Annotated in this window: 20 protein-coding genes; 6 read left to right on the plus strand and 14 right to left on the minus strand. The window is 61.1% G+C overall.

Annotation, left to right across the window (positions count from 1 at the left end; all coding sequences use genetic code 11):
• Positions 1–303: 303 nt before the first annotated feature.
• The gene (locus DCO57_RS03910; RefSeq protein WP_116697544.1) at positions 304–1,980 is read left to right on the plus strand and encodes an electron transfer flavoprotein-ubiquinone oxidoreductase; all 1,677 of its coding nucleotides are present in this window, start codon (positions 304–306) and stop codon (positions 1,978–1,980) included.
• Between the two features lie 1,315 nt (positions 1,981–3,295).
• Here the strand turns inward: DCO57_RS03910 and DCO57_RS03915 are convergent.
• The 5 genes from DCO57_RS03915 to DCO57_RS03935 all read right to left on the minus strand — a co-directional run bounded on the left by DCO57_RS03915 (position 3,296) and on the right by DCO57_RS03935 (position 9,608).
• Positions 3,296–4,597, minus strand: a complete 1,302-nt coding sequence (locus DCO57_RS03915; RefSeq protein ID WP_116697545.1) for a DEAD/DEAH box helicase — start codon at positions 4,595–4,597, stop codon at positions 3,296–3,298.
• A 336-nt stretch (positions 4,598–4,933) separates the two neighbouring features.
• The gene (locus tag DCO57_RS03920; protein ID WP_208977776.1) at positions 4,934–5,155 is read right to left on the minus strand and encodes a PQQ-dependent sugar dehydrogenase; all 222 of its coding nucleotides are present in this window, start codon (positions 5,153–5,155) and stop codon (positions 4,934–4,936) included.
• 43 nt (positions 5,156–5,198) lie between these two features.
• Positions 5,199–7,493 (minus strand): NADP-dependent malic enzyme, encoded by a 2,295-nt coding sequence (locus tag DCO57_RS03925; protein WP_116697547.1) that lies wholly within the window; start codon positions 7,491–7,493, stop codon positions 5,199–5,201.
• Positions 7,494–7,691: 198 nt separating this feature from the next.
• Positions 7,692–8,336, minus strand: a complete 645-nt coding sequence (locus tag DCO57_RS03930; protein ID WP_116697548.1) for a ceramidase domain-containing protein — start codon at positions 8,334–8,336, stop codon at positions 7,692–7,694.
• A 45-nt stretch (positions 8,337–8,381) separates the two neighbouring features.
• On the minus strand, positions 8,382–9,608 hold the full coding sequence (locus tag DCO57_RS03935; protein WP_116697549.1) for a PLP-dependent aminotransferase family protein: 1,227 nt from the start codon (positions 9,606–9,608) through the stop codon (positions 8,382–8,384).
• Between the two features lie 185 nt (positions 9,609–9,793).
• Between DCO57_RS03935 and moaB the strand changes: the two genes are divergently transcribed.
• Positions 9,794–10,351, plus strand: coding sequence for a molybdenum cofactor biosynthesis protein B (gene moaB, locus DCO57_RS03940; protein WP_116697730.1), 558 nt, complete (start codon positions 9,794–9,796; stop codon positions 10,349–10,351).
• Between the two features lie 52 nt (positions 10,352–10,403).
• Here moaB and DCO57_RS03945 read toward each other — a convergent pair whose 3' ends face one another.
• On the minus strand, positions 10,404–11,099 hold the full coding sequence (locus DCO57_RS03945; protein WP_116697550.1) for a glycosyltransferase: 696 nt from the start codon (positions 11,097–11,099) through the stop codon (positions 10,404–10,406).
• 110 nt (positions 11,100–11,209) lie between these two features.
• Between DCO57_RS03945 and DCO57_RS03950 the strand changes: the two genes are divergently transcribed.
• Positions 11,210–12,337: a PA0069 family radical SAM protein gene (locus DCO57_RS03950; protein WP_116697551.1), complete on the plus strand. Its 1,128-nt coding sequence runs from the start codon at positions 11,210–11,212 to the stop codon at positions 12,335–12,337.
• Between the two features lie 174 nt (positions 12,338–12,511).
• Positions 12,512–13,168: a ribonuclease HII gene (locus DCO57_RS03955; RefSeq protein ID WP_116697731.1), complete on the plus strand. Its 657-nt coding sequence runs from the start codon at positions 12,512–12,514 to the stop codon at positions 13,166–13,168.
• An 84-nt stretch (positions 13,169–13,252) separates the two neighbouring features.
• Here the strand turns inward: DCO57_RS03955 and DCO57_RS03960 are convergent, their stop codons facing one another.
• The 8 genes from DCO57_RS03960 to DCO57_RS03995 form a co-directional block, all read right to left on the minus strand.
• Positions 13,253–13,732: a F0F1 ATP synthase subunit B gene (locus DCO57_RS03960; protein WP_116697552.1), complete on the minus strand. Its 480-nt coding sequence runs from the start codon at positions 13,730–13,732 to the stop codon at positions 13,253–13,255.
• A 10-nt stretch (positions 13,733–13,742) separates the two neighbouring features.
• Positions 13,743–14,291, minus strand: coding sequence for a F0F1 ATP synthase subunit B (locus DCO57_RS03965; RefSeq protein WP_116697553.1), 549 nt, complete (start codon positions 14,289–14,291; stop codon positions 13,743–13,745).
• Positions 14,292–14,370: 79 nt separating this feature from the next.
• A complete protein-coding gene (locus DCO57_RS03970; RefSeq protein WP_008191441.1) occupies positions 14,371–14,598 on the minus strand; it encodes a F0F1 ATP synthase subunit C in 228 nt (75 codons plus the stop codon).
• Positions 14,599–14,676: 78 nt separating this feature from the next.
• A complete protein-coding gene (locus DCO57_RS03975) occupies positions 14,677–15,426 on the minus strand; it encodes a F0F1 ATP synthase subunit A (protein WP_116697554.1) in 750 nt (249 codons plus the stop codon).
• A gap of 55 nt (positions 15,427–15,481) precedes the next feature.
• Positions 15,482–15,868 (minus strand): AtpZ/AtpI family protein, encoded by a 387-nt coding sequence (locus DCO57_RS03980; protein WP_116697555.1) that lies wholly within the window; start codon positions 15,866–15,868, stop codon positions 15,482–15,484.
• A 213-nt stretch (positions 15,869–16,081) separates the two neighbouring features.
• Positions 16,082–19,540 (minus strand): chromosome segregation protein SMC, encoded by a 3,459-nt coding sequence (gene smc, locus DCO57_RS03985; RefSeq protein ID WP_116697556.1) that lies wholly within the window; start codon positions 19,538–19,540, stop codon positions 16,082–16,084.
• Between the two features lie 87 nt (positions 19,541–19,627).
• A complete protein-coding gene (locus DCO57_RS03990) occupies positions 19,628–20,263 on the minus strand; it encodes a DsbA family protein (protein WP_116697557.1) in 636 nt (211 codons plus the stop codon).
• 269 nt (positions 20,264–20,532) lie between these two features.
• Positions 20,533–21,030, minus strand: a complete 498-nt coding sequence (locus DCO57_RS03995) for a DciA family protein (RefSeq protein ID WP_208977777.1) — start codon at positions 21,028–21,030, stop codon at positions 20,533–20,535.
• Between the two features lie 238 nt (positions 21,031–21,268).
• On the opposite strand from DCO57_RS03995, the gene mutY reads away from it, so the two are divergent.
• Both mutY and bfr read left to right on the plus strand, forming a co-directional pair.
• A complete protein-coding gene (gene mutY, locus DCO57_RS04000; protein WP_116697558.1) occupies positions 21,269–22,357 on the plus strand; it encodes an A/G-specific adenine glycosylase in 1,089 nt (362 codons plus the stop codon).
• A gap of 153 nt (positions 22,358–22,510) precedes the next feature.
• Positions 22,511–22,996, plus strand: coding sequence for a bacterioferritin (gene bfr, locus DCO57_RS04005; RefSeq protein ID WP_116697559.1), 486 nt, complete (start codon positions 22,511–22,513; stop codon positions 22,994–22,996).
• Positions 22,997–23,098: the final 102 nt, after the last annotated feature.

The raw sequence follows: 23,098 nt of genomic DNA on the forward strand, positions 1-23,098 counted from the left end.
ACGCCTTCACACCCTAGCCGGGTGCCAGCCGGGTACAAGCACCCTCAGAAGCATCAATGCCCGGCAGGCCGGTTTTCCCGCTTCTGTTCACATGTCATTGCGCGAACCTTGCGGCTTACTCTTACGTAAGCGTTACCCTTGCTCTTGACGGGGGTGGCCCGCTTTGGTCTATCTGAGATTCATTCATGATGGGAAATGTTGCCCGAATTCGCATTCAGCGGTGAAAAATGTCGTGTTTCGCACCGCAAAATAAGGCAAACAGGACCATAGAAGCTTGGCCCCTTCGGGCAGAGGGAGACAAAAATGAGCGAACAGGAAGCGCTTGGCGAACGCGAAAGCATGGACGTGGACGTCGTGATCGTGGGCGCTGGCCCGGCGGGCCTTGCCGCCGCCATCAGGCTGAAGCAGATAGCAGACGAAAAAGACGAAGAGCTCAGTATCGTGGTTCTGGAAAAGGGCTCCGAAGTCGGTGCGCATATCCTGTCCGGTGCCGTCATCGATCCGATTGCCCTCGACCAGCTGCTTCCGGAATGGCGCGAGGAAGAGACGCCGATCAAGACGCCGGTTACGGAGGATCATTTCCTGATCCTGGGCCCGGCCGGGTCGCTGCGCCTTCCCAACATGTTCATGCCGAAACTGATGAACAATCACGGCAATTACATCGTCTCGCTCGGCAATGTCTGTCGCTGGCTTGCCGAGAAAGCCGAAGCCCTTGGCGTTGAAATCTATCCCGGTTTCGCCGCCGCCGAACTGCTTTATGACGACGAGGGCCGTGTGACCGGCGTTGCCACAGGCGACATGGGGATCGGCCGGGACGGCAAGCCGACCGCCAGCTTCACAAGAGGCATGGAACTGCGCGGGAAATACACCCTGATCGGCGAAGGCGCCCGCGGCTCTCTGGCAAAGGAGCTCATCGAGAAATTCGAGCTCGACAAGGACAGCGACGTGCCGAAATTCGGCATCGGGATCAAGGAACTCTGGCAGGTCGATCCGGAAAAACACAAGCCCGGCCTCGTGCAGCATTCCTTCGGCTGGCCGCTTGACGGCAAGACAGGCGGCGGCTCCTTTCTCTATCACCTGGAAGACAATCAGGTGGCTGTCGGATTCGTCGTCCATCTCAATTACGAAAATCCCTGGCTCTCCCCTTTCGACGAGTTCCAGCGCTTCAAGACCCATCCGGCGATCCGCGACACTCTGGAGGGCGGCAAGCGCATTTCCTATGGCGCGCGCGCGATCACCGAAGGCGGCTATCAGTCCGTGCCGAAGCTGTCGTTTCCCGGCGGTCTTCTCATGGGGTGCTCGGCCGGCTTCGTGAATGTGCCGCGCATCAAGGGGTCCCACAACGCAATGCTGTCCGGCATGCTCGCGGCCGAAGAGGTGATGGCGGCCATCGGACGCGGGGAAGCTCATACGGAGCTGAGCAATTTCGACAAGGCGTGGCGCGAAAGCCCGATCGGCGCGGATCTGAAGACGGTTCGCAATACCAAACCGCTCTGGTCCAGATTCGGAACCGTGCTCGGCATTGGGCTCGGCGGTCTCGACATGTGGACCAACGAACTGTTCGGCTTTTCCTTCTTCGGAACGCTGAAGCACGGGAAAAGGGATTGCGACACCCTGAAGCCCGCCAGGGACTGCAAGAAGATCGACTATCCGAAACCGGACGGCGTGGTGTCCTTCGACAAGCTGTCTTCCGTCTTCCTGTCCAATACCAATCACGAGGAAAACCAGCCGATCCATCTGAAGGTCAAGGATCCTGAGCTGCAGAAGACATCCGAGCACGATGTCTATGCCGGGCCCTCCAACCGCTATTGCCCCGCCGGCGTCTACGAATGGGTGGAAGAAGGCTCTGACGCCCCCAGGTTCCAGATCAACGCCCAGAACTGCGTCCACTGCAAGACGTGCGATATCAAGGATCCGAACGGCAACATCACATGGACCGTCCCCGAAGGCTCCGGCGGACCAAACTACCCGAACATGTAGGCGTTTTCCAACGGGAACCCCGCGGAATTTCGCGCCGGTTCAATTATTGCAGGCTGAAAAACAAGCGGCACCGGGAAGGAAACCTTCCCGGTGCCGAAGTCTTGTGGCCGATGGGTCGTTTCAGGCTGGCTTTAATGGGGGACCAGCCTGTTGCGGTTATCATCCGCGCATGACCAGGAAAGTGGATGCGCCGCGCATCCGCCTTCCAGTGCGCGAAGTCCGCGCCACAAGGAGTTTGCCTGAATTGAACGCCAGGCAATTATATGGGGTCAGGATCTATTCAGAGCCGACGTGCACTTTTGTCCCAGAATTGATTCTGGATTTTTTTGGGGTTCGTATTTTTTAAATCACATTAACCAAACCCTCGATGGAGGTGGAATAGCGTGACGTTACGGTAAGGTCAACCCTAATAATAAACGTGATAAAATTAAACTATGGCTCCAGAACCGCCCTCTATGCCGACGATCAAATTTCCGATGTACCCGGATAGCTGGCAAAGAGCAGTGCCTGAGAAAATGATACAAGCTCAGTAAAACGAAGGCTCGGCCCCATGCCTGCCATATGGCGCGGCCGCATTTTTCTGATGTTTTTCTGCGTTTTAGGGCTTTCAGCCGCCATTATGCCTGTTATAGATTTTTTCTATGCCGCAATAAATTAAGAAAATAAACCTTCCAATTCTTTGAAACCAAAGCATTTCTCGGAGGACCGCACGCGCAACCAATTCGACGATTATCGCCCCTACACAGGTCCGTTTGCCGGCTACTTCAATAAGCCGCTGTTCCATATAGACTAATCCATTATCCACACGCGCCAGCTAGGCCAAAAGGCTATGATTGCCTATTCATGTTTGTTAATTTAGATTTACCTTCAACGGGGCGACACGCTGGAATACCAAGAAATTCCTGGATGTTTCGAACGGAAGTCCTGAGACAATATAAGACCTGACTGTAAACATGCGGTCAGATGCCTTGTGGGCGGAAAGTATACAGGTCCATGTTCGAACCGCGGCGGGTTCGGGGATGGCTTTGAAAAGCTTTCGAAAACATACAGATTGGTTACAGCCGGTCTGGGCCCCATCGACCACAAGGCTCGGCACCGGGAAGGCCACTTCCCGGTGTTTTTTTTGACTTCCGCTGGCTCCTGCCAGGGAGCAAGCCGGACAGTGCCATAAAAAACCTCCCGCTCTCTTCCGAGTGCGGGAGGTTTTGCATTTCGGGCCCGATCAGAAGTCCGGCTTCACATGAGTCCATATGAAAACCGGCAGATCACCTCTCGGGCGGAAGAGCGGTCCGCGTTCAACGGACCGCGAGTTGCATCAGGCAGCGCTCTTGCGGCCATTCGTGCGCCGGCGATTCGGACGGCGAGCCTGCGAGCGATTGTCGTTGTCGCTGGGAGAGCTGCGCTTGGCGAAGGGCTTTTTCCCGCCCGGCTTGCCGCCGCCACGGTTTCCACCGCCACCGCGCTTCAGCTTGACAGCCGCCGACAACGGGGGAACTTCGCCGCTGGCGACCTCGATGTCGATGCCGATCAGCCTTTCGATCTGACGGAACAGGCCGATTTCTTCCGGTGCACACAGGGCGACCGCCTCGCCTTCGGCTCCCGCACGCGCGGTACGGCCGATCCTGTGGACATAGGCTTCGGCGACTTCCGGCAGTTCGAAATTGTAAACGTGGCTGACGCCGGGAATATCGATGCCGCGTGCGGCAACGTCCGTTGCCACCAGCACGTTGATCTTGCCCTCACGCAATTCACGGATCGCCCGCTCGCGCTGATTCTGGCTCTTGTTGCCATGAATCGAGCCGGCAGCAATACCGCTTTGCGTCAGTTTGCGCATCAGCCGTTCCGCACCGTGCTTGGTGCGGCAGAAGACCAGCGACATACCGTCGGGTTTCGACTGCAGCTGCTGAACCAGGAAATCACCCTTGGAATTCTGGTCCATGAAGTGAACGGACTGGGTAACCTTGTCCGCGGTCTTGCCGACCGGAGAAACTTCCACCCGCTCGGGATTGCGCAGGTAGGACTGGGCCAGTTCATTGATCTGTTTCGGCATGGTCGCGGAGAAGAGCATCGTCTGCCGGTCTTTCGCGACCAGCCCGGCGATGCGGCGCAGCGCATGGACAAAGCCGAGGTCCAGCATCTGGTCGGCCTCGTCGAGGACGAGATAGGAGGCGGACGCAAGATCCACCGCCTGACGGTCGACCAGGTCCAGAAGGCGCCCCGGTGTCGCGACCAGGATGTCCGTGCCCTTTGACAGGCGCTTGATCTGGCCGTTGATCGACACGCCGCCAACGACGGCGGTGACGCGCAACGGGGTGTTCCTCAGGAAGGAAATCAGGTTCTTGGCGATCTGGTTCACCAGTTCGCGGGTCGGCGCCAGAATAAGCGCGCGGGTGCCTTTCGGCCGGGCTCTGAGATTGTCCGCCAGAAGGCAGTCGATCAGGGGCAGTCCGAAGGCAGCCGTCTTACCTGTGCCTGTCTGGGCCAGACCCATGAGGTCTCGGCCGTCCAGGATCAGAGGGATCGCTTTTTGCTGGATCGGTGTCGGTTCGTCGTAGCCGTTATCAGCAACAGCGCTCAGCAGGCCGTCGGACAGTCCCAGGCTTTGAAAGTCGGTCAATATAAATTCCTTGGTTCGGGCGTGACAAACACACCCGGATAACCGCAGGAACGCATCCTTGCGGTTCGTTTTTGGAGTGCGGCAGCCGAATCGTTTCGGAAAACGGGCTCTTCGCCGCCAGACCCTCGCGTGACATGGGAACTGGTTGGACCCCTCATTGGGCCCTTGTCTGCAACCGATAAGCGGCTGCCCTGGAAACACTATGGTTTTAATACAACAGGGCGCGCTGTCTGCTCACGCGGCAGCGGCTACATGGTGCTATATCGGCTTAGATGCCTGAAATGTCAAGCGGAGATGATCAATTGCCCGAAACGCCAGGGCGTCCCCTTGCCCCGCTCACGGCCCCAGACGGATCCGTTGGCCGTTGTCGCTGCCGGTCAGAACGTTGATGAAACCGTCGCGTCCCCGACGCACGTCACGAATGCGCTCGCCGGGATCCATCAGACGTTTTTCCCGCGCCACGACCGCGTTCCCGTCAAGCGGGAGCCTCGCCGGATGTCCACCATGCAAGGCTCCGACAAGACCCGCCGTCAGGGCAAGAAGGGCAATTTTCGTCACCCGCTTTTCGGGCTTCAGCTCGGCAGCACGTCTTTCCTGCCGCTTAGCGTTCGGACCGGGTCTGCGCCTCGACGCTTGCCAGTGCCGACATGTTGACCACCCCGCGCGACGTCACAGACGGCGTCAGGATATGGGCCGGCTTTGCCGTGCCCAGCATGATCGGACCGACATGCAGGGCCTGGGTCGAGACCTTGAGCAGGTTATGGGCGATGTTGGCCGCATCGAGATTGGGGAACAGCAGAAGATTGGCTTCACCGGTCAGCTTGCTGTTGGGCATCACCCGTTGCCTCAGCGCTTCGCTCAGAGCTGAATCGCCGTGCATTTCGCCATCGACTTCAAGATCCGGATAGCGCTTCCAGATCAGCTCGGTCGCCGCACGCATCTTGCGCGAGGAAGCGGTTTCCCGGGAGCCGAAATTCGACAGTGACAGCAGTGCGATCTTCGGTTCGATACCGAAGCGGCGGATTTCCTGTGCCGCCAGCATGGCCATTTCGGAAATCTCGTCCGCGGTCGGATCCTCGGAGACGAATGTATCGGACAGGAAGAGCGCGCCGCGGCTGTTGATGAGAAGGGACATGGCCGACAGGTCGCGCGCGGTCTTGCAGACGCCGATGATTTGCTTGATGTCGCGCAGATGGCGGTTGAAGCGGCCTTCCAGTCCGCAGATGACCGCATCGGCCTCGCCGCGTCTGACGGCAAGCGCGGAGATGACAGTGGAATTGGTGCGCACGACGGTCCGCGCCGCATCGGGCGGCATGCCGTGGCGGCCGACGCATTCGAGATATTCGTCCACATAGTCGCGATAGCGCGGATCGTCCTGCGGGTTGATGAACTCGAAGTCGGTGCCCGGGCGGATCTTGAGGCCGAAGCGTTCGCAACGGGTCTTGAGGACATCGGGCCGACCGACGAGAACCGGTGTGGCAATCCTGTCCTCGATCAGGACCTGCGCCGCACGCAATACGCGTTCGTCTTCCCCTTCGGCATAGATGATCCGCTGCGGATCCTTGGAGGCGTTCTGGATGATCGGCTTCATGATCAGGCCGGAGCGGAACACGAAGCGGTTCAGCACATCCATATAGGCGTCGAAATCCTCGATCGGCCGGGTGGCGACACCGGAGTCCATGGCCGCCTTCGCCACGGCCGGTGCAATGCGCAGGATAAGGCGCTGGTCGAAAGGTGACGGGATCAGGTAATTCGGACCGAAGGTTTCGGTCTTGCCCCCATAGGCGCGGGCGGCCACATCGGAGGGCTCTTCCCGTGCGAGACCGGCGATGGCTTCCACCGCCGCGCGTTTCATTTCCTCGTTGATCGTCGTCGCGCCCACATCCAGCGCACCGCGGAAGATGTAAGGGAAGCACAGGACGTTGTTGACCTGGTTCGGGTAGTCGGACCGGCCGGTGCACATGACGACATCGTCGCGCACGGCCTGGGCCGCTTCGGGCATGATTTCCGGGTTCGGATTGGCCAGCGCCAGGATCAGCGGACCCTTGCCCATCTTCGCGACCATCTCGGGTTTCAGCACGCCTCCGGCCGACAGGCCGAGGAACACGTCGGCACCGCCGATCACGTCGTCCAGGGTGCGCTTGTCGGTTTTCTGGGCGAAAGCGGACTTCCATTCATCCATGAGGGCTTCGCGGCCCTCGTAGACGACACCTTCGATATCGGTGACCCATATGTTTTCCCGCCGGGCACCAAGCGAAATGAGCATGTTCAGGCAGGCCAGCGCGGCAGCCCCGGCACCGGACGCGACGATCCTGGCATCCTCGATCTTCTTGCCCGCCAGTTCGAGACCGTTGCGGACGGCGGCGCCGACGATGATCGCGGTGCCGTGCTGATCGTCATGGAAGACCGGGATGTTCATCTTTTCCCGGAGCCGGCCCTCGATCATGAAGCATTCCGGCGCCTTGATGTCTTCCAGATTGATGCCGCCGAAGGTCGGTTCGAGAACAGACACCGCGTCGACGAATCTGTCGACGTCGGTTTCGGCAACTTCGATGTCGAAGACGTCGATCCCGGCGAATTTCTTGAAGAGAACCGCCTTGCCTTCCATCACCGGCTTGGAGGCCAGCGGGCCGATATTGCCAAGTCCGAGCACGGCGGTGCCGTTGGAAATCACAGCGACAAGATTGGCGCGCGACGTGTAGATCGCCGCCTTGGAAGGGTCATCGGCAATCGCAAGACATGGCGCGGCAACCCCCGGAGAATAGGCAAGAGCCAGATCGCGCTGGTTCCCGAGCGGCTTGGTCGCCTGGATCTCCAGTTTCCCGGGACGCGGATGCTCGTGATAGAACAGGGCCGCATCGGTCAGATCGCTTTCCGTATTCTTGCCTTCGCTCATGACGTCCCTGCCCTCTTCCTCTGGATCAGTCTTCCGTCGCATCCCGCTGTCACTCGGGAAAGGGATGCGCGATCTTTCAAAGTTCGATCGATCTCACCGCGCTTGCGCGACCACGCATGAAAGCCGGTTTTCCCGTCTGAAACTCCAGTCGTTACCGTCTGCGCGAACCGTTGCGAAATCGTGAATTGTCACTGAGGTTTACCCGGCACGCTGCAAAATGAGAACCCGTAATAATGCGAAGAGCACGATGCTGTTCAGAATATGCCACAGGAAATGAGTTCCAATGGCCATTTGCGCGCAGACCGGCCCGTCCAGCATCCGGCACCCGAGCGATGCGGTGAAGATCACGCCCGTCAGCAGAATCTGGCCGCCAAGTCTCCGGTCCCTCATGCGGAAGAGTCCGCCGACCGCAAAAATCGCCAGCAGGGCCGGAAGATATCCCGCCGTGGACCCGACGACGGGAGCCGCTCCCGCGATGACAAGGGGCGAGAGGGCGACGAAGACGGCGACCAGCGCGATCGCCCCCCACCAGGGCAGCACCAGGAAACGCCTCAGCGCGAAAAGCAGATAGATATGGATGAAGAGCGCGATCGGAATGACGTCCGTCAGGCTTGCCCAGCGGGTCGCGAAAGTGTGGAACAGGAAGGACCCGAGACCCGTGGCGAAGACAATTCCGATGAGCGCGAGCGCGGGCAGATCGTCCGGTGTTTTTCCGCGCCAGATCATCCAGGCCGCAAGGGCGGCGACCAGGAAGGCGGCGTTGGTGAGCGCGTTGAGCGGCTCCGACCAGAATTCCGGTCCGATCCGTTCGCAGTAATTGTCCACCTGATCGCTCAGCGCCATTCGGCCGCGCTTCCCTCATCCGTCCGCCGCAGTCAGTACATCTGATTACACCCCGGATTTGACAGTCTGTGCAATGACATTTCCAAGCCGGGCAATGCCGGTCTCGATCCTGTCCTCATCCGCGCAGGAAAAACTCAGGCGCAAGGTGTTGGCCCCGCTGCCGTCCGGATGAAAGGCCTTGCCCGGAACGAAGGCAACCCTGGCGGAGGCGATCGAGCGCGCCAGCAGTTCGGCGCTGTCGATCCCGTCGGCAAGTTCCACCCAGATGAACATGCCCCCTTCCGGTCTGGTCCAGCGCGTTCCCGCCGGCATGTGCTTTTCCAGAGCTGCCAGCATGGCATCGCGACGTGTCTTGTAGACAGCTCTTGTTCTGGCCGTATGGTCGTCGAAATGCGCTTCGGCCACCCGTGCCATCGCTTCCTGATTGAGCACCGGCGTGTTCAGGTCGCTTGCCTGCTTGATCAGCACCAGCCTGGAAATCACCTCGGAAGCAGCGCAGACCCAACCCAGACGCAGGCCCGGAGACAGGGATTTGGAGAAGCTGCCGCAGTAGAGCGTGCGTGTGTTTTCGATGCCTCCGGCGGTCTCGCAGTCGAGCGCCAGCAACGGCCGGACGGGGTCGCCGTCATAGCGCAGGCACTGATAGGGAGCATCCTCGATCACGGCGCAGTCCAGCTCTCCGGCAAGCGACAGGATCTGCCGCCGCTCTTCAAGATCGAGGGTCTGGCCGGTCGGATTGGCGAAGTCCGGCGACAGATAGGCGAATTTGACACGACCGCCGCTTTCGCCCGCCTTCGATCCATAATCGGCAGCCGGCCGGTTCGCTCCCGGAACCAGGCGGTCGAAACGCGGTTCATAGGCGTTGAAGGCCTGCAGGGCGCCGAGATAGGTCGGCCATTGAACCAGCGCCGTATCGCCTGCGGTCAGAAACAGCTTGCCGATATAGTCAAGCGCCTGCTGGGAGCCGGAAGTGATCAGGATATTCTCCGGGCTGCAGTCAACGCCAAGGTCGCGCATGTGACCGGCGATCCATCGGCGGAGACGCAGGCTGCCTTCGCTCAAGCCGTACTGCAGGGCCTTTCCGGCCTCCGGTCCGCCCAGAATGTCGTCATAAGCCTGCCTGAACGCCCCGGAGGGAAACAGCGCCGGATCCGGGATGCCTCCGGCAAAGGAAATCACGTCCGGCTGGTCCAGCAGCTTGAGAAGTTCACGGATTTCGGAGGCGCGCATTCGGCTGGCGCGCCCGGCATAAAGGCTGTCCCAGGTGGTCATGATCTGCTCTTTGGCGTTGATGTGTTGTTTAAGTCAATAATGCTGACCTAAATATTTTGCAAGTGTCTCAATCTTGTTATTTTTTGTAATTTTATTTCAATAGACCCATCCGGGCTGCGGTTGTCCGTTCGCCACTGGAAGGACAACCGACAATCGCCTATGTGTTGATGACAAAGGAGATCTCCATGTCGCGTCTTGATGATTCACGCCCCTTCATCCCGCTGAATATCGCCGTCCTGACGGTTTCAGACACGCGGACACCGGCGGAAGACCGGTCGGGGAACACGCTTGCGGAACGGATCGAAAAGGCCGGCCACAAGCTGGCGGACCGAAGGATCGTCACCGACGATGTGCCGGCCATCCAGGCCATCGCGAAGGCCTGGATGGCCGACAGGGGCATCGACGTGATCATCTCAACGGGCGGCACGGGCTTTACCGGCCGCGATGTCACCCCCGAAGCCATGGAGCCCCTGTTCGAAAAGCGGATGGACGGGTTTTCCGAGGTGTTTCACCGGATTTCCTACGACAAGATCGGCACGTCGACGATCCAGTCCCGGGCGACCGGCGGTGTCGCGGGCGCCACCTATATCTTCGTGCTGCCCGGCTCCCCCGGTGCCTGCAAGGATGCCTGGGACGGCATCCTGAAATGGCAGCTCGACTACCGGCACATGCCCTGCAACTTCGTGGAAATCATGCCGAGGCTCGACGAACACCTGAAACGCGGCAAGCTGCAGGAGGTCTAGGCCGGCGTTTCAAACGACCGGACGACGGGACTTGCGCCCGGTCGTATCGGTCTCAGCCGTGCAGCTTGACCGCCACGCTGGCCGGGAGGCGCAGGGTTCCGACGCAAAAGCGCGCCAGGGCCTGACGGAGCCTTGAAACCCGCCCCTCTTCGCCTTGAGCCTGACCGGAGGCGACAGCGGCCGCCCGCAGGAAGATAATCCGGCTGCGGCCGATGCGTCTGGCGATGTCGAGGTCTTCCAGTTGAGGCAAAGGCCTGTGCCCACCGATCTTCTCGTAGAACTGCCGGGAAATCAGAAGACCCTGGTTGCCGTAGGGCATGCCGAGAAGCTGAGAGCGCAGGGCCGCGATGGATTCGCTGACCCGCGCGCCGAGACCGAAGGACTCGTAGCGAAGCCGGAAACTGGCCGCTGTACGGTCGCCATTGGAGGCTCTGGAGGCACGATCGACGAATGCCTGGGCTTCGTGATGCCAGCCGTTTTCCAGTATCGTTTCGGGATGCAGGAACAGCAGCCACTCACCGCGTCTCGCCCGGGTGGCCCCGAAGGAAAGGCGTTCGCTGCGTGCCGCATGCAGACAGACCCACTCGCAGCCGGCCGCATCCGCGACCCGTTCCGTATTGTCCGAAGAGCCCCCGTCAACGACGATAACTTCGCGGATCACACCTTCAGCTGCTGCCGGAACCAGAGCCGACAGGGCGTGCACCAGTTCGGTTTCGGAATTTTTTGTCGGAATAATGACGCTGATCATGTTGGCAAGTTTTACATGATTTTTTTGGCAGCGCGAGAGTAAGGGCTTGTTGCAGCGCTGAATCTGATTAATGTTCCTGTTATGTTCTTTTTATCTCGCGGCAGACGTTCATGGTAACCGTTATTCAATCTGCAGTAGCTCCCGCATTGACGGAAAATCCGGACTCTGCCCGTGTGCCGGAGGAGCGCAGGCGCGGCCGCGGCGCCGCCCTGAACAAGAGTGGCCGCTACGAGCCCCTGTCCCGGGAAAGCTTCGATGACGGATGGGACAGCCTTGAGGATCTGCCGCCGCTGCAGACGCGTGTGCAGGAAGAGCGCGCGCGGACGATCATCACCCGCAACGAGTCGCCCGACCTGTCCTTCGACCGTTCGATCAATCCCTACCGGGGATGCGAACACGGCTGCATCTACTGTTTCGCCCGCCCGAGCCACGCCTTTCTGGGGCTTTCGCCGGGGCTGGATTTCGAAACACGGCTCTTCGCCAAACCGAATGCCGCCCAGCTTCTGGAGCGCGAACTCTCCAGACCCGGTTACACGCCGCGCGTCATCGCCATTGGCACCAACACCGACCCCTATCAGCCCCTGGAGCGCGGGTACGGATTGATGCGCGACATCCTGGAGGTGCTGGAAAACTGCGGCCATCCGGTCGCGATCGTCACCAAATCCGCACTGGTAACCCGCGACATCGACATCCTCGCCCGCATGGCCGAGCGCAACCTGGTCAAGGTCGCCCTGTCGGTGACCTCTCTCGACCGCAAGCTCTGCCGGGCCATGGAGCCACGTGCCAGCGCGCCGCACAAGCGGCTCGGCGCCATAAAGGCCCTGTCGGCGGCCGGCATTCCCACGTCCATCATGATGGCTCCGATCATCCCCGCGCTGACGGACAGCGAAATCGAGAACCTGCTGGAGGAAGCCGCCGGGCACGGTGCGGTGGAGGCAGGCTATGTGCTGCTGCGCCTGCCGCTGGAGGTATCCGAGTTGTTCCGCGACTGGCTTCTTCGCGAGCGGCCGGACCGCTATCAGCGCGTCATGAGCCTCATCCGCTCCATGCGCGGCGGAAAGGACTATGATGCAAAGTGGGGCGAGCGCATGCGCGGCGGCGGTCCCTACGCGGATCAGATTTCCAAGCGCTTCTCCCTTGCCGCCAAGCGCCTGGGGTTGAACCTTCGCCGCAAGAAGCTGAATTCGGACGCCTTTGTCCAGCCGCAGAAAGGCGGTGTGCAACTGGATCTGTTTTAGGACGCGAACTCATGAATCCAGATGAACTGCTTTGAAGCGGACCGGTCTTCATCACGGCGCGAAAGCACAAGAAATTGGGTTTCGCCATTTCCCATGCCATTTCGTCTTCATTTATGCGTTCACACCCAGGAAACCCGCTTGCACCGCACTGCCGCCCACGGCAGATTCAAGCCCATGACCGACAGCCAATCGCTCTTCGACCTTGCCTTTTCCGACGCGCCGGACCTCACGCTGGAACGCAAACACGCGGCGTCCTTCGGCGGTCTGATCTGCGGTGTCGACGAAGCCGGGCGCGGTCCCTGGGCAGGCCCGGTTGTGACCGCCGCCGTCATTCTGGACTACGACCGGGTTCCTGAGGGACTGAACGATTCCAAGAAGCTCACCGAGGCCACCCGGGAGAGGCTCTTCGAGCAGATCGTTTCGAGCGCCCATGTTGCGGTCGCCAGCGCCTCTCCTGCGTCCATCGACAGGGACAATATCCGGGCCGCGACCCTTTCGGCGATGGTCCGCGCCGTGAAGGGGCTGGCGAAGCCGCCGGCCTATGTGCTTGTCGACGGCCGGGACGTCCCGGCCGGTCTCCGCCAGCCGGGCCAGGCCCTGATCAAGGGAGACGGCCGCTGCCTGTGCGTTGCGGCCGCCTCCATCGTTGCCAAGGTCACACGGGACCGGATGATGGTTCGGCTCGACGAACAGCTGCCCGGATACGGCTTCGCCCGCCACAAGGGATATGGCGTCCCGCAGCATCAAGCGGCCCTGAACAGGCTCGGCCCCTGCCCGCATCACCGGATGTCGTTCAGGCCGGTGCGACTGGCGGCAGGGGAGCAGAGCTAGAATGCCGTACGGAAGGCAGACCGAAAACCAAAAAAGCGGCCACAAGGGCCGCTTTCCGGAATTCTCTGTGATGCAGGAAAAGGCCTAGTTCAACCGATCTTTCACCTGAGCGATGCTCTTGGAAAGAATATCGTCGGCAACCTTGTCCTTGACCTTGGCCGTGAGGATTTCCTCGGCAGCGGCCACGGCGATATCGGCCGCCCTGGCACGGACTTCGGCGATTGCCTGGGATTCGGCCTGAGCAATCTTGTCTTCCGCAGCCTTGGTCCGGCGGGTGATCATCTCTTCCAGGGCCTGATTGGTTTCCACCGTCAGACGCTCGGCTTCGGAATTGGCTTCCGCGATGATGGCTTCCGCCTCGCCTTCGGCTTCGTGGCGCTTGCGCTGATATTCCGACAGGAGAGCCTGGGCTTCTTCACGCATCTTGCGCGCTTCTTCCAGTTCCTTGCGGATGGTCTCGGCGCGGTCATCGAGCGATGACCCGATCTTGCCCGGAACCTTGATGTAGACGATCAGCGCCAGAAAGAGAATCAGACCGATCATGGCCCAAAAAGTAGCATCCATGACGGTCTCCTCAGTTCATCGCCGACTTCAGCGCCTTGTTCAGATCGGTCTTCGTCGGAGCTTTCCCGATCAGCTGCTCGACGAGCGCTGACGTGGTCTCTCCGGCGATATCCCCGATCTGGGACAGGGCCTCGGTCTTGATACCTGCGATATGGGCTTCAGCGGCCTTGAGCTTCTCGCCGAGTTCGGCTTCAGCCTTTTCACGACGGGTTTCCTGATCCGTCTTGAGCTTTGCCCGCGTCTCATGCGCGATGCCATGAGCCTTGTTGCGGGCTTCAGCCAGCGCCTGCTCATAGGCTGCAATCGCCGCGTCGGTCTCTTCCTTGAGGCGGTTTGCCTCGGCGAGATCTCCGGCGATACGGTCCCTGCGATCTTCGAGGATACCCGCGATCCGGGGCACCGCGACATTCTTCATGATCCAGTAGAACAGGCCGAAGGTGATGGCCAGCCACAGGATCTGAGACGCATAGGTGGTGGCATCGAAGGGCGGGAACCCAGCGCCGTGTTCGGCTTCCGGAATATGAAGTTCCGTATTCGTTTGTTCGGCGTTGCCTGCCATTTCCTATCTCCAAATTCCGGTCGGGCGGTGCGGACACCGCCCCCGGAGTCGCGTCTTCCTACTCGAACGAGCCGGAGACTTAAACGGCGAAGAGCAGGAGAAGAGCGATCAGCAGGGAGAAGATGCCCAGAGCTTCGGTAACGGCGAAGCCGAACACCAGACGGCCGAACTGGCCATCAGCAGCAGTCGGGTTGCGCAGGGCGCCGTTGAGGTAGTTGCCGAAGATGGTGCCGAGTGCGATCGCCGCACCACCCATACCGAGGCATGCGATACCAGCGCCGATGTATTTTGCTGCTTCTGCTTCCATGACACGTGCTCCTAAGTAGTGTTTGCAGATTTCAGATTCACCAAGCGACGGCCTGTGGCCATCGCAAGACCGTTTGGCTCAGTGCGACGGATGAAGGGCGTCGTTCAGATACATGCAGGTCAGAACCGTAAAGACATAGGCCTGCAGGAACGCGACGAGGAATTCGAGCGCGGTGAGCGCGACCGTCATACCAAGCGGAAGAATTGCCCCGGCGACACCGGCAACACCCGCGGCGCTCATGCTCACGATGAAGCCGGCGAAAACCTTGAGGGTGATGTGGCCGGCCAGCATGTTCGCGAACAGACGAACCGACAGGCTGATCGGACGGGACAGGAAGGAAACCACCTCGATCGGCGCAACGATCAGCAGCAGCACCGGCGGCACGCCAGCCGGAGCAAACAGGTGGAAGAATTTGAGACCGTGGCGCAACAGGCCATAGATGATCACCGTGAGGATCACGAGCATCGCCAGAGCGAAGGTGACGATGATGTGGCTGGTGACAGTGAAGAAATACGGGAACATCCCGAAGAGGTTTGCCACGAGCACGAACATGAAGAGCGAGAACACCAGGGGGAAGAACCGCATCCCTTCGGTTCCCGCAGAACTTCGCAATATGCCCGCGACGAATTCATAGGCCATTTCCGAAACCGACTGCAGGCGGGAGGGCACAAGGCCGCGACCGCTGGTCGAAAGAATCAGGAACGCACACGTCGCTGCCACGGTCAAAACCATGAACAGCGAAGAATTGGTGAAAGAGAAATCCATCTCCCCAACTTCAATCGGAAAGATCTTCTGGATTTCGAACTGATGGATCGGATCGTTCGCCACCGGCCAGCCTTCTTCGCTCGTTCATAATCACTGCGCCCGAAAGCGCGACAAAAACCTAGTCCGATCTGTCGTCCTGAGCGTCGCCCTCGCGCTGGATCTTCACGCCCGGCTGCTCGGCAACACCCGCCGAGCGCAGAACGTTCAAGACACCGGCCGCGAACCCCAGCAGCAGGAAAACGATCAGCCCGAAAGGCGATGTTCCAAGCCACTGGTCAACAACCCAACCGATCCCGACCCCCACCAGTACGCCCGCAATGAACTCGGAAGAGAGTTTCATTGCCTGCCCGTATCCCGATGAGCTGCCTTGCGACTTTCGCGCGGTCTTTTCTTCCACCGCCTTCAGGTCGTCAAGTTTCCGGTTCAATCGGGCCCGTCGTTCAGACAGACCAGCTTCCGGGTTTCCCGCCGCCCGACCTTCCTTATCGCCATTGTGCGAAGACATGTTCGTAAGTCCTCAGCCCGTGCCGACTTGTCAGATCCAAACAACAGGGGAGCCCCTTAAGCCGCGCGCACCATAGTCGGCGCCTCATGTCGTGTCAAGGAGCCTTAAACAAACTATATCCAATTGAAATTAAAGAGTTTTTCGGCAACTCGAGGGATATGCCGAGACCTAAGTTGCATAAGGTTTTGCGGCCCTGCCGCGGCAGATGCGATCTCAGCCGGCTTCCCGGAATCGTTCCGCCGTCTCCAGATCCACCGAAACGAGCTGGGAAACCCCGCGTTCGGCCATGGTTACTCCGAACAGGCGGTTCATGCGGGCCATGGTAATCGGATTGTGGGTGATGACCACGAAGCGGGTTTCCGTGCTGGACGCCATTTCATCCAGAAGGTCGCAGTAACGCTCCACATTGGCGTCGTCGAGGGGCGCGTCGACCTCGTCGAGAACGCAGATCGGAGCCGGATTCGTCAGGAAGACCGCAAAGATCAGCGACATGGCCGTGAGGGCCTGTTCTCCGCCCGAAAGCAGCGTCATGGTCTGCGGCTTCTTGCCCGGCGGCCGGGCGATGATTTCCAGCCCCGCGTCCAGCGGATCGTCGGAATCGACCAGCTGCAGTTCCGCCGTGCCGCCGCCGAAAAGATGGGTGAACAACCGCTGAAAATGGCCGTTCACCACTTCGAAGGAGGCCAGAAGACGTTCGCGCGCTTCGCGGTTGAGGTTGGATATGCCCGTGCGCAGACGGCGAATCGCCTCGATCAGGTCGTCGCGCTCGGACGTCAGGGTGGTTTTCTGTTCGTCGATCTCGCGCAGTTCTTCCTCGGCCCTCAGATTCACGCCACCGAGGCGTTCGCGCTCCGCCTTCAGGCGCTCCAGCTTGCGTTCGGTCGCTTCCGGATCGGGCAGCGGCGCGCCTTCCTTCAGTCCGGCAATTTCGGGCAGAGCGGCAACGGACACCTCGAGATCCTCGTCGATGCGCCGCTCCAGATTGCTCTTGCGCTCACGAGCCGCCTCAAGGCGTTCCTCCGCCCGAATCTTCGTCTCGCGGGCCCCGGTCATGGCCTCCAGCGCCGCCCTGGCAGCACGGTCGACCTCTGCCAGATCGAGCTCGGCCTGCTGAAGCCGGTCGTCACGCGCCTTTTTCTCCTCTTCCGCTCTGGCAATGGCGGAGAAAAGTTCCCGGCGCTTGATCTCGATGTCCTCGGGGGCCTCGATCAACTCCGCCCGTTCCTCTTCCGCCTCCTCGCGGCGTTCCTGCAGAACGGCGATCTGCTGGGCAGCATTGGCCGCACGTGTTTTCCAGCCGTCATATTCGCGGGCAATCGCCTCCAGGCGCCGGTCGCGCATCTGCTGTTCGCGCGCGAGTCCTTCCGACACGGCCCGGGCTTCGGCGAGAGCGCCGCGCGCGGTTTCGACCCGTGCCTGGAGATCCTCGATCCCGCTCCGGTAGCTTGTGCCGTCAGGCGCCGCCTCGAGGCGTTCTTCGGCTTCAATGACCTGTTCGCGTGCCAGAGCGGCGTCCTCGGCAAGGCGCTCGGCCCGGTCCTGCGCGGCTTCCTTGCGGGCGGCAAGCTGGGAGACCGCGCGTTCGGCAGCGGCCAGCGCCTCGCGGGCGGCGGCGGCCTGCCGCTGACCGTCACGGACCTTGCCGCGAGCAGCCTGCTCGAACTCGACGGTCTGGCGAACGCGCGCGGCAGCGGCTTCCATGGCCTCTTTCCGGTCCTCCACCGTCCCGCGCGCCACTTCGATTTCATCGGCAAGTTCCGCCAGACGGTTCTTCTGGGACAGGCGCTGCGCCGCCGGCGTCGGTGCATTGGCAGCGACCACGAATCCGTCCCAGCGCCACAGGTCCCCTTCCCGCGAGACCAGCCGCTGCCCCGGCTTCAGTGCTGCACGAAGACCCTGCCCCCGTTCCTGATCGACGATACCGATCTGACGCAGGCGCCTGGCGAGTTCTTCCGGCGCTTCGACGAAATCCGCCAGCGCGCGCACTCCGTCAGGCAGCTGCGGGTCCGCGTCCGCGGTCAGCGTGCTGCCCCATCTGACGGCAGCCGCCGCATCCAGCGAGGCATCCAGATCTTCCCCCAGGGCGGCGCCGAGGGCAGTTTCATAGCCCTGCTCCACACGGATCTGCTCCACGACCGGCGTGTGATCCTGTTCGGAGTGAAGGTTGAGCACCTGTTCCAGGGTGCGAGCCTCTGTTTCAAGACCCTGCAGAACCTGCCGGGCATCGCCCAGCGGGCCGCGCGCGGCCTGCTCCTGCTCCCGCGCCTCTCGCGTCAGCGTTTCGGCTTCCTCCACGGCTGCCTCGGCTTCCGCAAGCGCTTCCTCGGCAAGCTCCAGTGCCTCGCGGTTGTCGGTAATGCCGTCATGTTCGGCCATGCGCGCATCGATTTCCGCCAGTGCCTGCTGGGCCTCCTGCGCCTGGGCAACCAGCCTGTCGGCGCGCTGACGGCTGTCGGCAACCGCGCGCTCCAGCTGGTGGCGTTCGGCATTCGCCCGCGCCTCCGCAGCGGTCAGCTCGGAAAGCTGCGTTTCCAGGCCTCGCACGGCATCTTCGGCTTCCGTGGCCTTTTCGCGTGCGCTTTCGGTGCGTTCCTGCACCATCTCGTTTTCTTCCAGAAGTTCTGCACGCTCTTCCGTCAGCCGTTCCAGAACCTCGTCGTTTTCGGAAACCATGCCCTGTTCGCGGCGGATGTCCTCGACGAGCTGAACCAGCCGCCGGTCCAGATCCTGCAGCCGCTCCTTGACGCGCCGCTCTTCCGCATCCAGCTCGTTGCGGGCAATCACCAGGCGCTGCAGGGCGGCACCGGCACCGGCGGCCTCCTCCCTCAGTTCGGGCAGCTTGTGGGCGGCAATCGCCTGGATACGGGCACTTTCCGCCTGCAGGGCGGTTGCTTCATTGACGTCTTTCTGCGCATCCGCAAACTGGGTCTCGGCAGCCGAGAGCGCGTCGCGGGCTTCCGTCCAGCGGATATAGAGAATGGCGGCTTCCGCCGCGCGGATTTCGGAGGACAGGTTGCGGTAGCGCGAGGCCTGTCGGGACTGCCGGCGCAGATTGTCGAGCTGGCTGTCGATCTGGACGAGCACATCCTCCAGGCGTTCCAGGTTCTGCTCCGCGGCCCGCAGGCGGATCTCCGCCTCGTGGCGTCTGGAGTGCAGCCCGGAGATACCTGCGGCCTCTTCGAGGATCTTGCGCCGGGAGGTCGGCTTGGCCGCAATCAGTTCACCGATCTGCCCCTGACGCACCATGGCGGGCGAGCGGGCGCCGGTGGATGCGTCGGCGAAGAGCAGTTGCACGTCGCGGGCGCGCACGTCGCGGGCATTTATCTTGTAGCTGGACCCCTGCTCGCGCTCGATCCGGCGACTGACTTCCAGCAGGTCCGCATCGTTGAAGGCGGACGGTGCCGTGCGGTCGAAGTTCTCGAGATAAAGGGTCACTTCCGCGGTATTGCGGGCCGGGCGATTGAGGCTTCCGGAGAAGATCACATCGTCCATTCCGGAGGCGCGCATGTTCTTGTAGGAGTTCTCGCCCATCACCCAGCGCATGGCTTCGACCAGGTTGGACTTGCCGCAGCCATTCGGCCCGACCACGCCGGTCAGGCCGTTGCCGATGATGAACTCCATCGGCTCGACAAAGGATTTGAAACCCACGATACGGAGCTTGGAAAACTTCACCGGCGCCCACCTCTTGCGAAGCCGGGCGCCGAAGGACAGGCGTCGGGATCAGGGCAAGCCCCGGCAGCCAGCGGATATGACGCCGGCTTACAGGTTCTCCTCGATGATCTTGCCCATTTCGTCAATCGACAGCGCCCCGGAGTGTTTTTCCCCGTTGATGAAGAATGTCGGCGTTGAGTTCACGCCGAACTCACCGGCGCCGCGATCCTTCACCGCATTTACTGCGTCCAGCAGGCCCTGGTTTGTCAAGCATTCCTCAAAGGACTCCTGTGTAAATCCGATCTGCTTGGAAAAGTCGAGCAGGGATTGGTAGGGATTGTCCGAAAAGGCCCAGCTGCGCTGCTGCTCGAACATGATGTCCACGATTTCAAAATATTTGTCGGCCGGGGCGCAGCGCGCCAGCATGAAGGCGGCAGCGGCAACCGGATCCAGCGGGAATTCCCGGAAAATGAAGCGGACCTTGCCGGTGTCGATGTAGTCCTTCTTCAGGTCGGCGTAGGTCTGCTTGTGGAAATTCGCGCAATGACCGCAGGTCATGGACGCGTATTCGACGATGGTCACCGGCGCGTCTTCCTCGCCCAGAACCTTGTCGCCGAGCGGACCCGGCTTCAGCAGCTCGTCCAGGTCAACCGATTGCGCCAGTGCCGGAAAGGTTCCGGCCAGGGCAAGCGTGGCTGCGGCCAGGGCTGTGGTTTTGAGAAACTGTCTGCGGGTCTGGGTCACGGGTTCGTCCTGTTCCTTGGATCAACCTGCGTTCCGGTCCGTTTTCATCCGAAAGCAGGAAAGCTGATCGACCTTGAAGTTCGTAAGCATTCTGGTGCGGCACCTGACGGTGCGGATCGTGTTTTCTCATGTGCCTGTTCAGGCACTGTGCGTCAACAGAGCTTTTCAAATGTGGCAGCACAGAGGACGGCAGGAGGGCACCGCTTCACGCAGTTGTTATCGGCAGGCGGTTTTCACACCGGAATTTCATGCAGCCAGAATGGCTCAGGTCACGGCTTGCGTGCGATCACCTGGGTACCGAGCTTCTTCAGGGCCTGACGCAACCGGTCGTTCTCCACCCCTTCCAGCCGCTTCTCGAGACGCTGCTGCTCGGTACCGGTCAGGGACCGCAGTTCCCGGCGGGGTTCGGGGGACTTCACCGTGACAGGCTTTTGCAGGATCTTGATGCGGCCGATCGCGGCCCAGCCGAAAAACGTGTTGACGCGTTCGATCACCTGCCCGCTGTCGTGGGACAGGAGCAGTGCCGTCGCACCATCGGTGTGGACGACAAGGGTGGCGGGCTGAGGCGGATTTTCCGGATCGCTGCGATCCGGACGCCGGGGCCAGATCAGCCGGTCCGGCTGAACCTTCGTGCCATACCGCTCGCCGACGATATCCGCCCAGGAGGCGACGATGTCGACGGAGGCAAAGCCGCGCTTCCTGCAGGCAGGCGTCATCGCCTTGCCGACGAGCTCGGCAAGCAGTTTGGCCTCTTTCGGCCTGCGCACAGGGTTTGCCTTTGCCGCGCTTATGACCTACCTCCTCATCCTACCCGGGACATGACCGGCAGGATCCGCCTTTTCACCGGCCCGGTTCAGGAATCGGGATGATGTGTCTCAATAAATTAAGACGAAATGACGACGAATACTTTAACCGAGCCGAACAGCAAGACCCTCAGACCAGAGTTTTCCCCAGGCTATCCAGTGTTTTGCCGTATCATTCATCCACACTAGTTCAGCTGATCTCATGCCCCCTGCTTCCGCCGCCGAAACGCTTCTGAGCTGGTACGACCGCCACGCAAGGCCGCTGCCCTGGCGCGTCAGTCCGCGCAACCGTCAACAGGGCGAAGTCCCCGATCCCTACCGGATCTGGCTGTCGGAGGTCATGCTGCAGCAGACGACCGTGGCAGCGGTGAAGGCCTATTTCGAGAAATTCACCCGGGCATGGCCGACCGTGGAGACTCTCGCCGCAGCTGCGGAAGAAGACGTGATGAAGGCCTGGGCCGGGCTCGGCTATTATTCGCGGGCGCGCAACCTGAAAAAATGCGCCGATACGGTCGCCGGGAAGTACGGGGGACGCTTTCCCGATACGGAGGAAGAGCTTCTGAAGCTTCCGGGTATCGGTCCCTATACGGCAGCCGCCATCGCCACCATCGCTTTCGACCGGCATGCCGCCGTGGTGGACGGCAATGTGGAGCGGGTCCTGTCGCGGCTCTTCCGCATCGAAACGCCGCTTCCCGACGCGAAACCGGAGATCCGGGCAAAGATGGGTGACCTGACCCCGCAGGCCCGGCCCGGCGATTTCGCACAGGCGGTGATGGATCTGGGAGCCACGGTCTGCACACCCAGGCGGCCCGCCTGTGTCCTGTGTCCGTGGATGAGCGCCTGCGCCGTGCAGGGATCCGCCCTGGCGGAAAGTCTGCCCCGCAAGGCACCGAAGAAGGAAAAGCCGACCCGGTACGGCGCGGCGTTTGTCGCGGTCGACAGGAACACGGGCGCGGTACTGCTGCGGCGTCGCCCGCCCAGCGGTCTTCTCGGGGGCATGACGGAAGTGCCCGGCACGCACTGGTCAGAGGATTTCGACCGGAGCGCGGCGGCGCAAGACGCGCCTTTCCCGGCGCCATGGACGCAGAAGACAGGTGAGGTCAAACACACATTCACCCACTTCCACCTGAGACTGACCATCTTTCGGGCCGATCTGGAGGCAACCGGCACGCCGGGGCTGGAGGACGCCTGGTGGTCGGCGCCGGACAGGATCGAGGGCGAAGCCCTGCCGACGGTGATGCGAAAGGCGCTTGCGGCGGCACTGGAACCGGAACGCCCCGGTTCCGGATGAGACAATGACCTGCATCAAGGCGTCCGAAACCTGCCAAACGGACAAGGTATGCGGAGACCTGATAAAAATTCCGATCAAGGTCCAAATCACCACTGGACAATAATTTAGAACGTTTCTAAAGTTGTCCCGGTTTCATCAGATGGAGGGCTAGCCATGAAGGGCAGCGAAAAAGTTATCGAATGTCTGAACGAGGCCCTGTTTCTCGAACTGGGTGCGATCAACCAGTACTGGCTTCATTACCGCCTCCTGAACGACTGGGGCTTTGCGCGCCTTGCCAAGAAGGAGCGTGAGGAATCCATCGAGGAAATGCAGCATGCGGACAAGCTGACCGACCGCATCATCTTCCTCGAAGGCCATCCGAACATGCAGAAGCTCGCACCGCTTCGCATCGGCCAGAACATCAAGGAAGTTCTGGAATCGGACCTTGCCGGCGAATATGACGCCCGCACGGCCTATTCCAAATCCCGCGAAATCTGCCACAAGGAAGGCGACTATGTCTCCATGCAGCTTTTCGAGGAACTGCTCACGGACGAGGAAGGCCATATCGACTTCCTGGAAACCCAGCTTGAGCTGTTGGAAAAAATCGGTGTCGAGCGTTACGGGCTGCTGAACGCAGCTCCCGCCGACGAAGCCGAATAACAACACAAACAACGCCCCATCCACACCACATTTGCCGCAGGCGCCCAGCGCGCCTGCGGTTTTTCGTTCCGCTCCGCCACGCCCGCTTCAGGAACCGTTTCC

Origin of the sequence: Labrenzia sp. 011 (assembly GCF_003075075.1) — a bacterium.
Taxonomy (GTDB): domain Bacteria; phylum Pseudomonadota; class Alphaproteobacteria; order Rhizobiales; family Stappiaceae; genus Roseibium.

Bases quoted from the DNA above. Each gene is read 5' to 3' on its own strand.
- DCO57_RS03910 (WP_116697544.1), top strand. From the start codon at position 304: ATGAGCGAACAGGAAGCGCTTGGCGAACGCGAAAGCATGGACGTGGAC.
- DCO57_RS03925 (WP_116697547.1), bottom strand. From the start codon at position 7,493: ATGAGCGAAGGCAAGAATACGGAAAGCGATCTGACCGATGCGGCCCTG.
- DCO57_RS03930 (WP_116697548.1), bottom strand. From the start codon at position 8,336: ATGGCGCTGAGCGATCAGGTGGACAATTACTGCGAACGGATCGGACCG.
- DCO57_RS03935 (WP_116697549.1), bottom strand. From the start codon at position 9,608: ATGACCACCTGGGACAGCCTTTATGCCGGGCGCGCCAGCCGAATGCGC.
- moaB (WP_116697730.1), top strand. From the start codon at position 9,794: ATGTCGCGTCTTGATGATTCACGCCCCTTCATCCCGCTGAATATCGCC.
- DCO57_RS03945 (WP_116697550.1), bottom strand. From the start codon at position 11,099: ATGATCAGCGTCATTATTCCGACAAAAAATTCCGAAACCGAACTGGTG.
- DCO57_RS03950 (WP_116697551.1), top strand. From the start codon at position 11,210: ATGGTAACCGTTATTCAATCTGCAGTAGCTCCCGCATTGACGGAAAAT.
- DCO57_RS03955 (WP_116697731.1), top strand. From the start codon at position 12,512: ATGACCGACAGCCAATCGCTCTTCGACCTTGCCTTTTCCGACGCGCCG.
- DCO57_RS03960 (WP_116697552.1), bottom strand. From the start codon at position 13,732: ATGGATGCTACTTTTTGGGCCATGATCGGTCTGATTCTCTTTCTGGCG.
- DCO57_RS03965 (WP_116697553.1), bottom strand. From the start codon at position 14,291: ATGGCAGGCAACGCCGAACAAACGAATACGGAACTTCATATTCCGGAA.
- DCO57_RS03970 (WP_008191441.1), bottom strand. From the start codon at position 14,598: ATGGAAGCAGAAGCAGCAAAATACATCGGCGCTGGTATCGCATGCCTC.
- DCO57_RS03980 (WP_116697555.1), bottom strand. From the start codon at position 15,868: ATGTCTTCGCACAATGGCGATAAGGAAGGTCGGGCGGCGGGAAACCCG.
- mutY (WP_116697558.1), top strand. From the start codon at position 21,269: ATGCCCCCTGCTTCCGCCGCCGAAACGCTTCTGAGCTGGTACGACCGC.
- bfr (WP_116697559.1), top strand. From the start codon at position 22,511: ATGAAGGGCAGCGAAAAAGTTATCGAATGTCTGAACGAGGCCCTGTTT.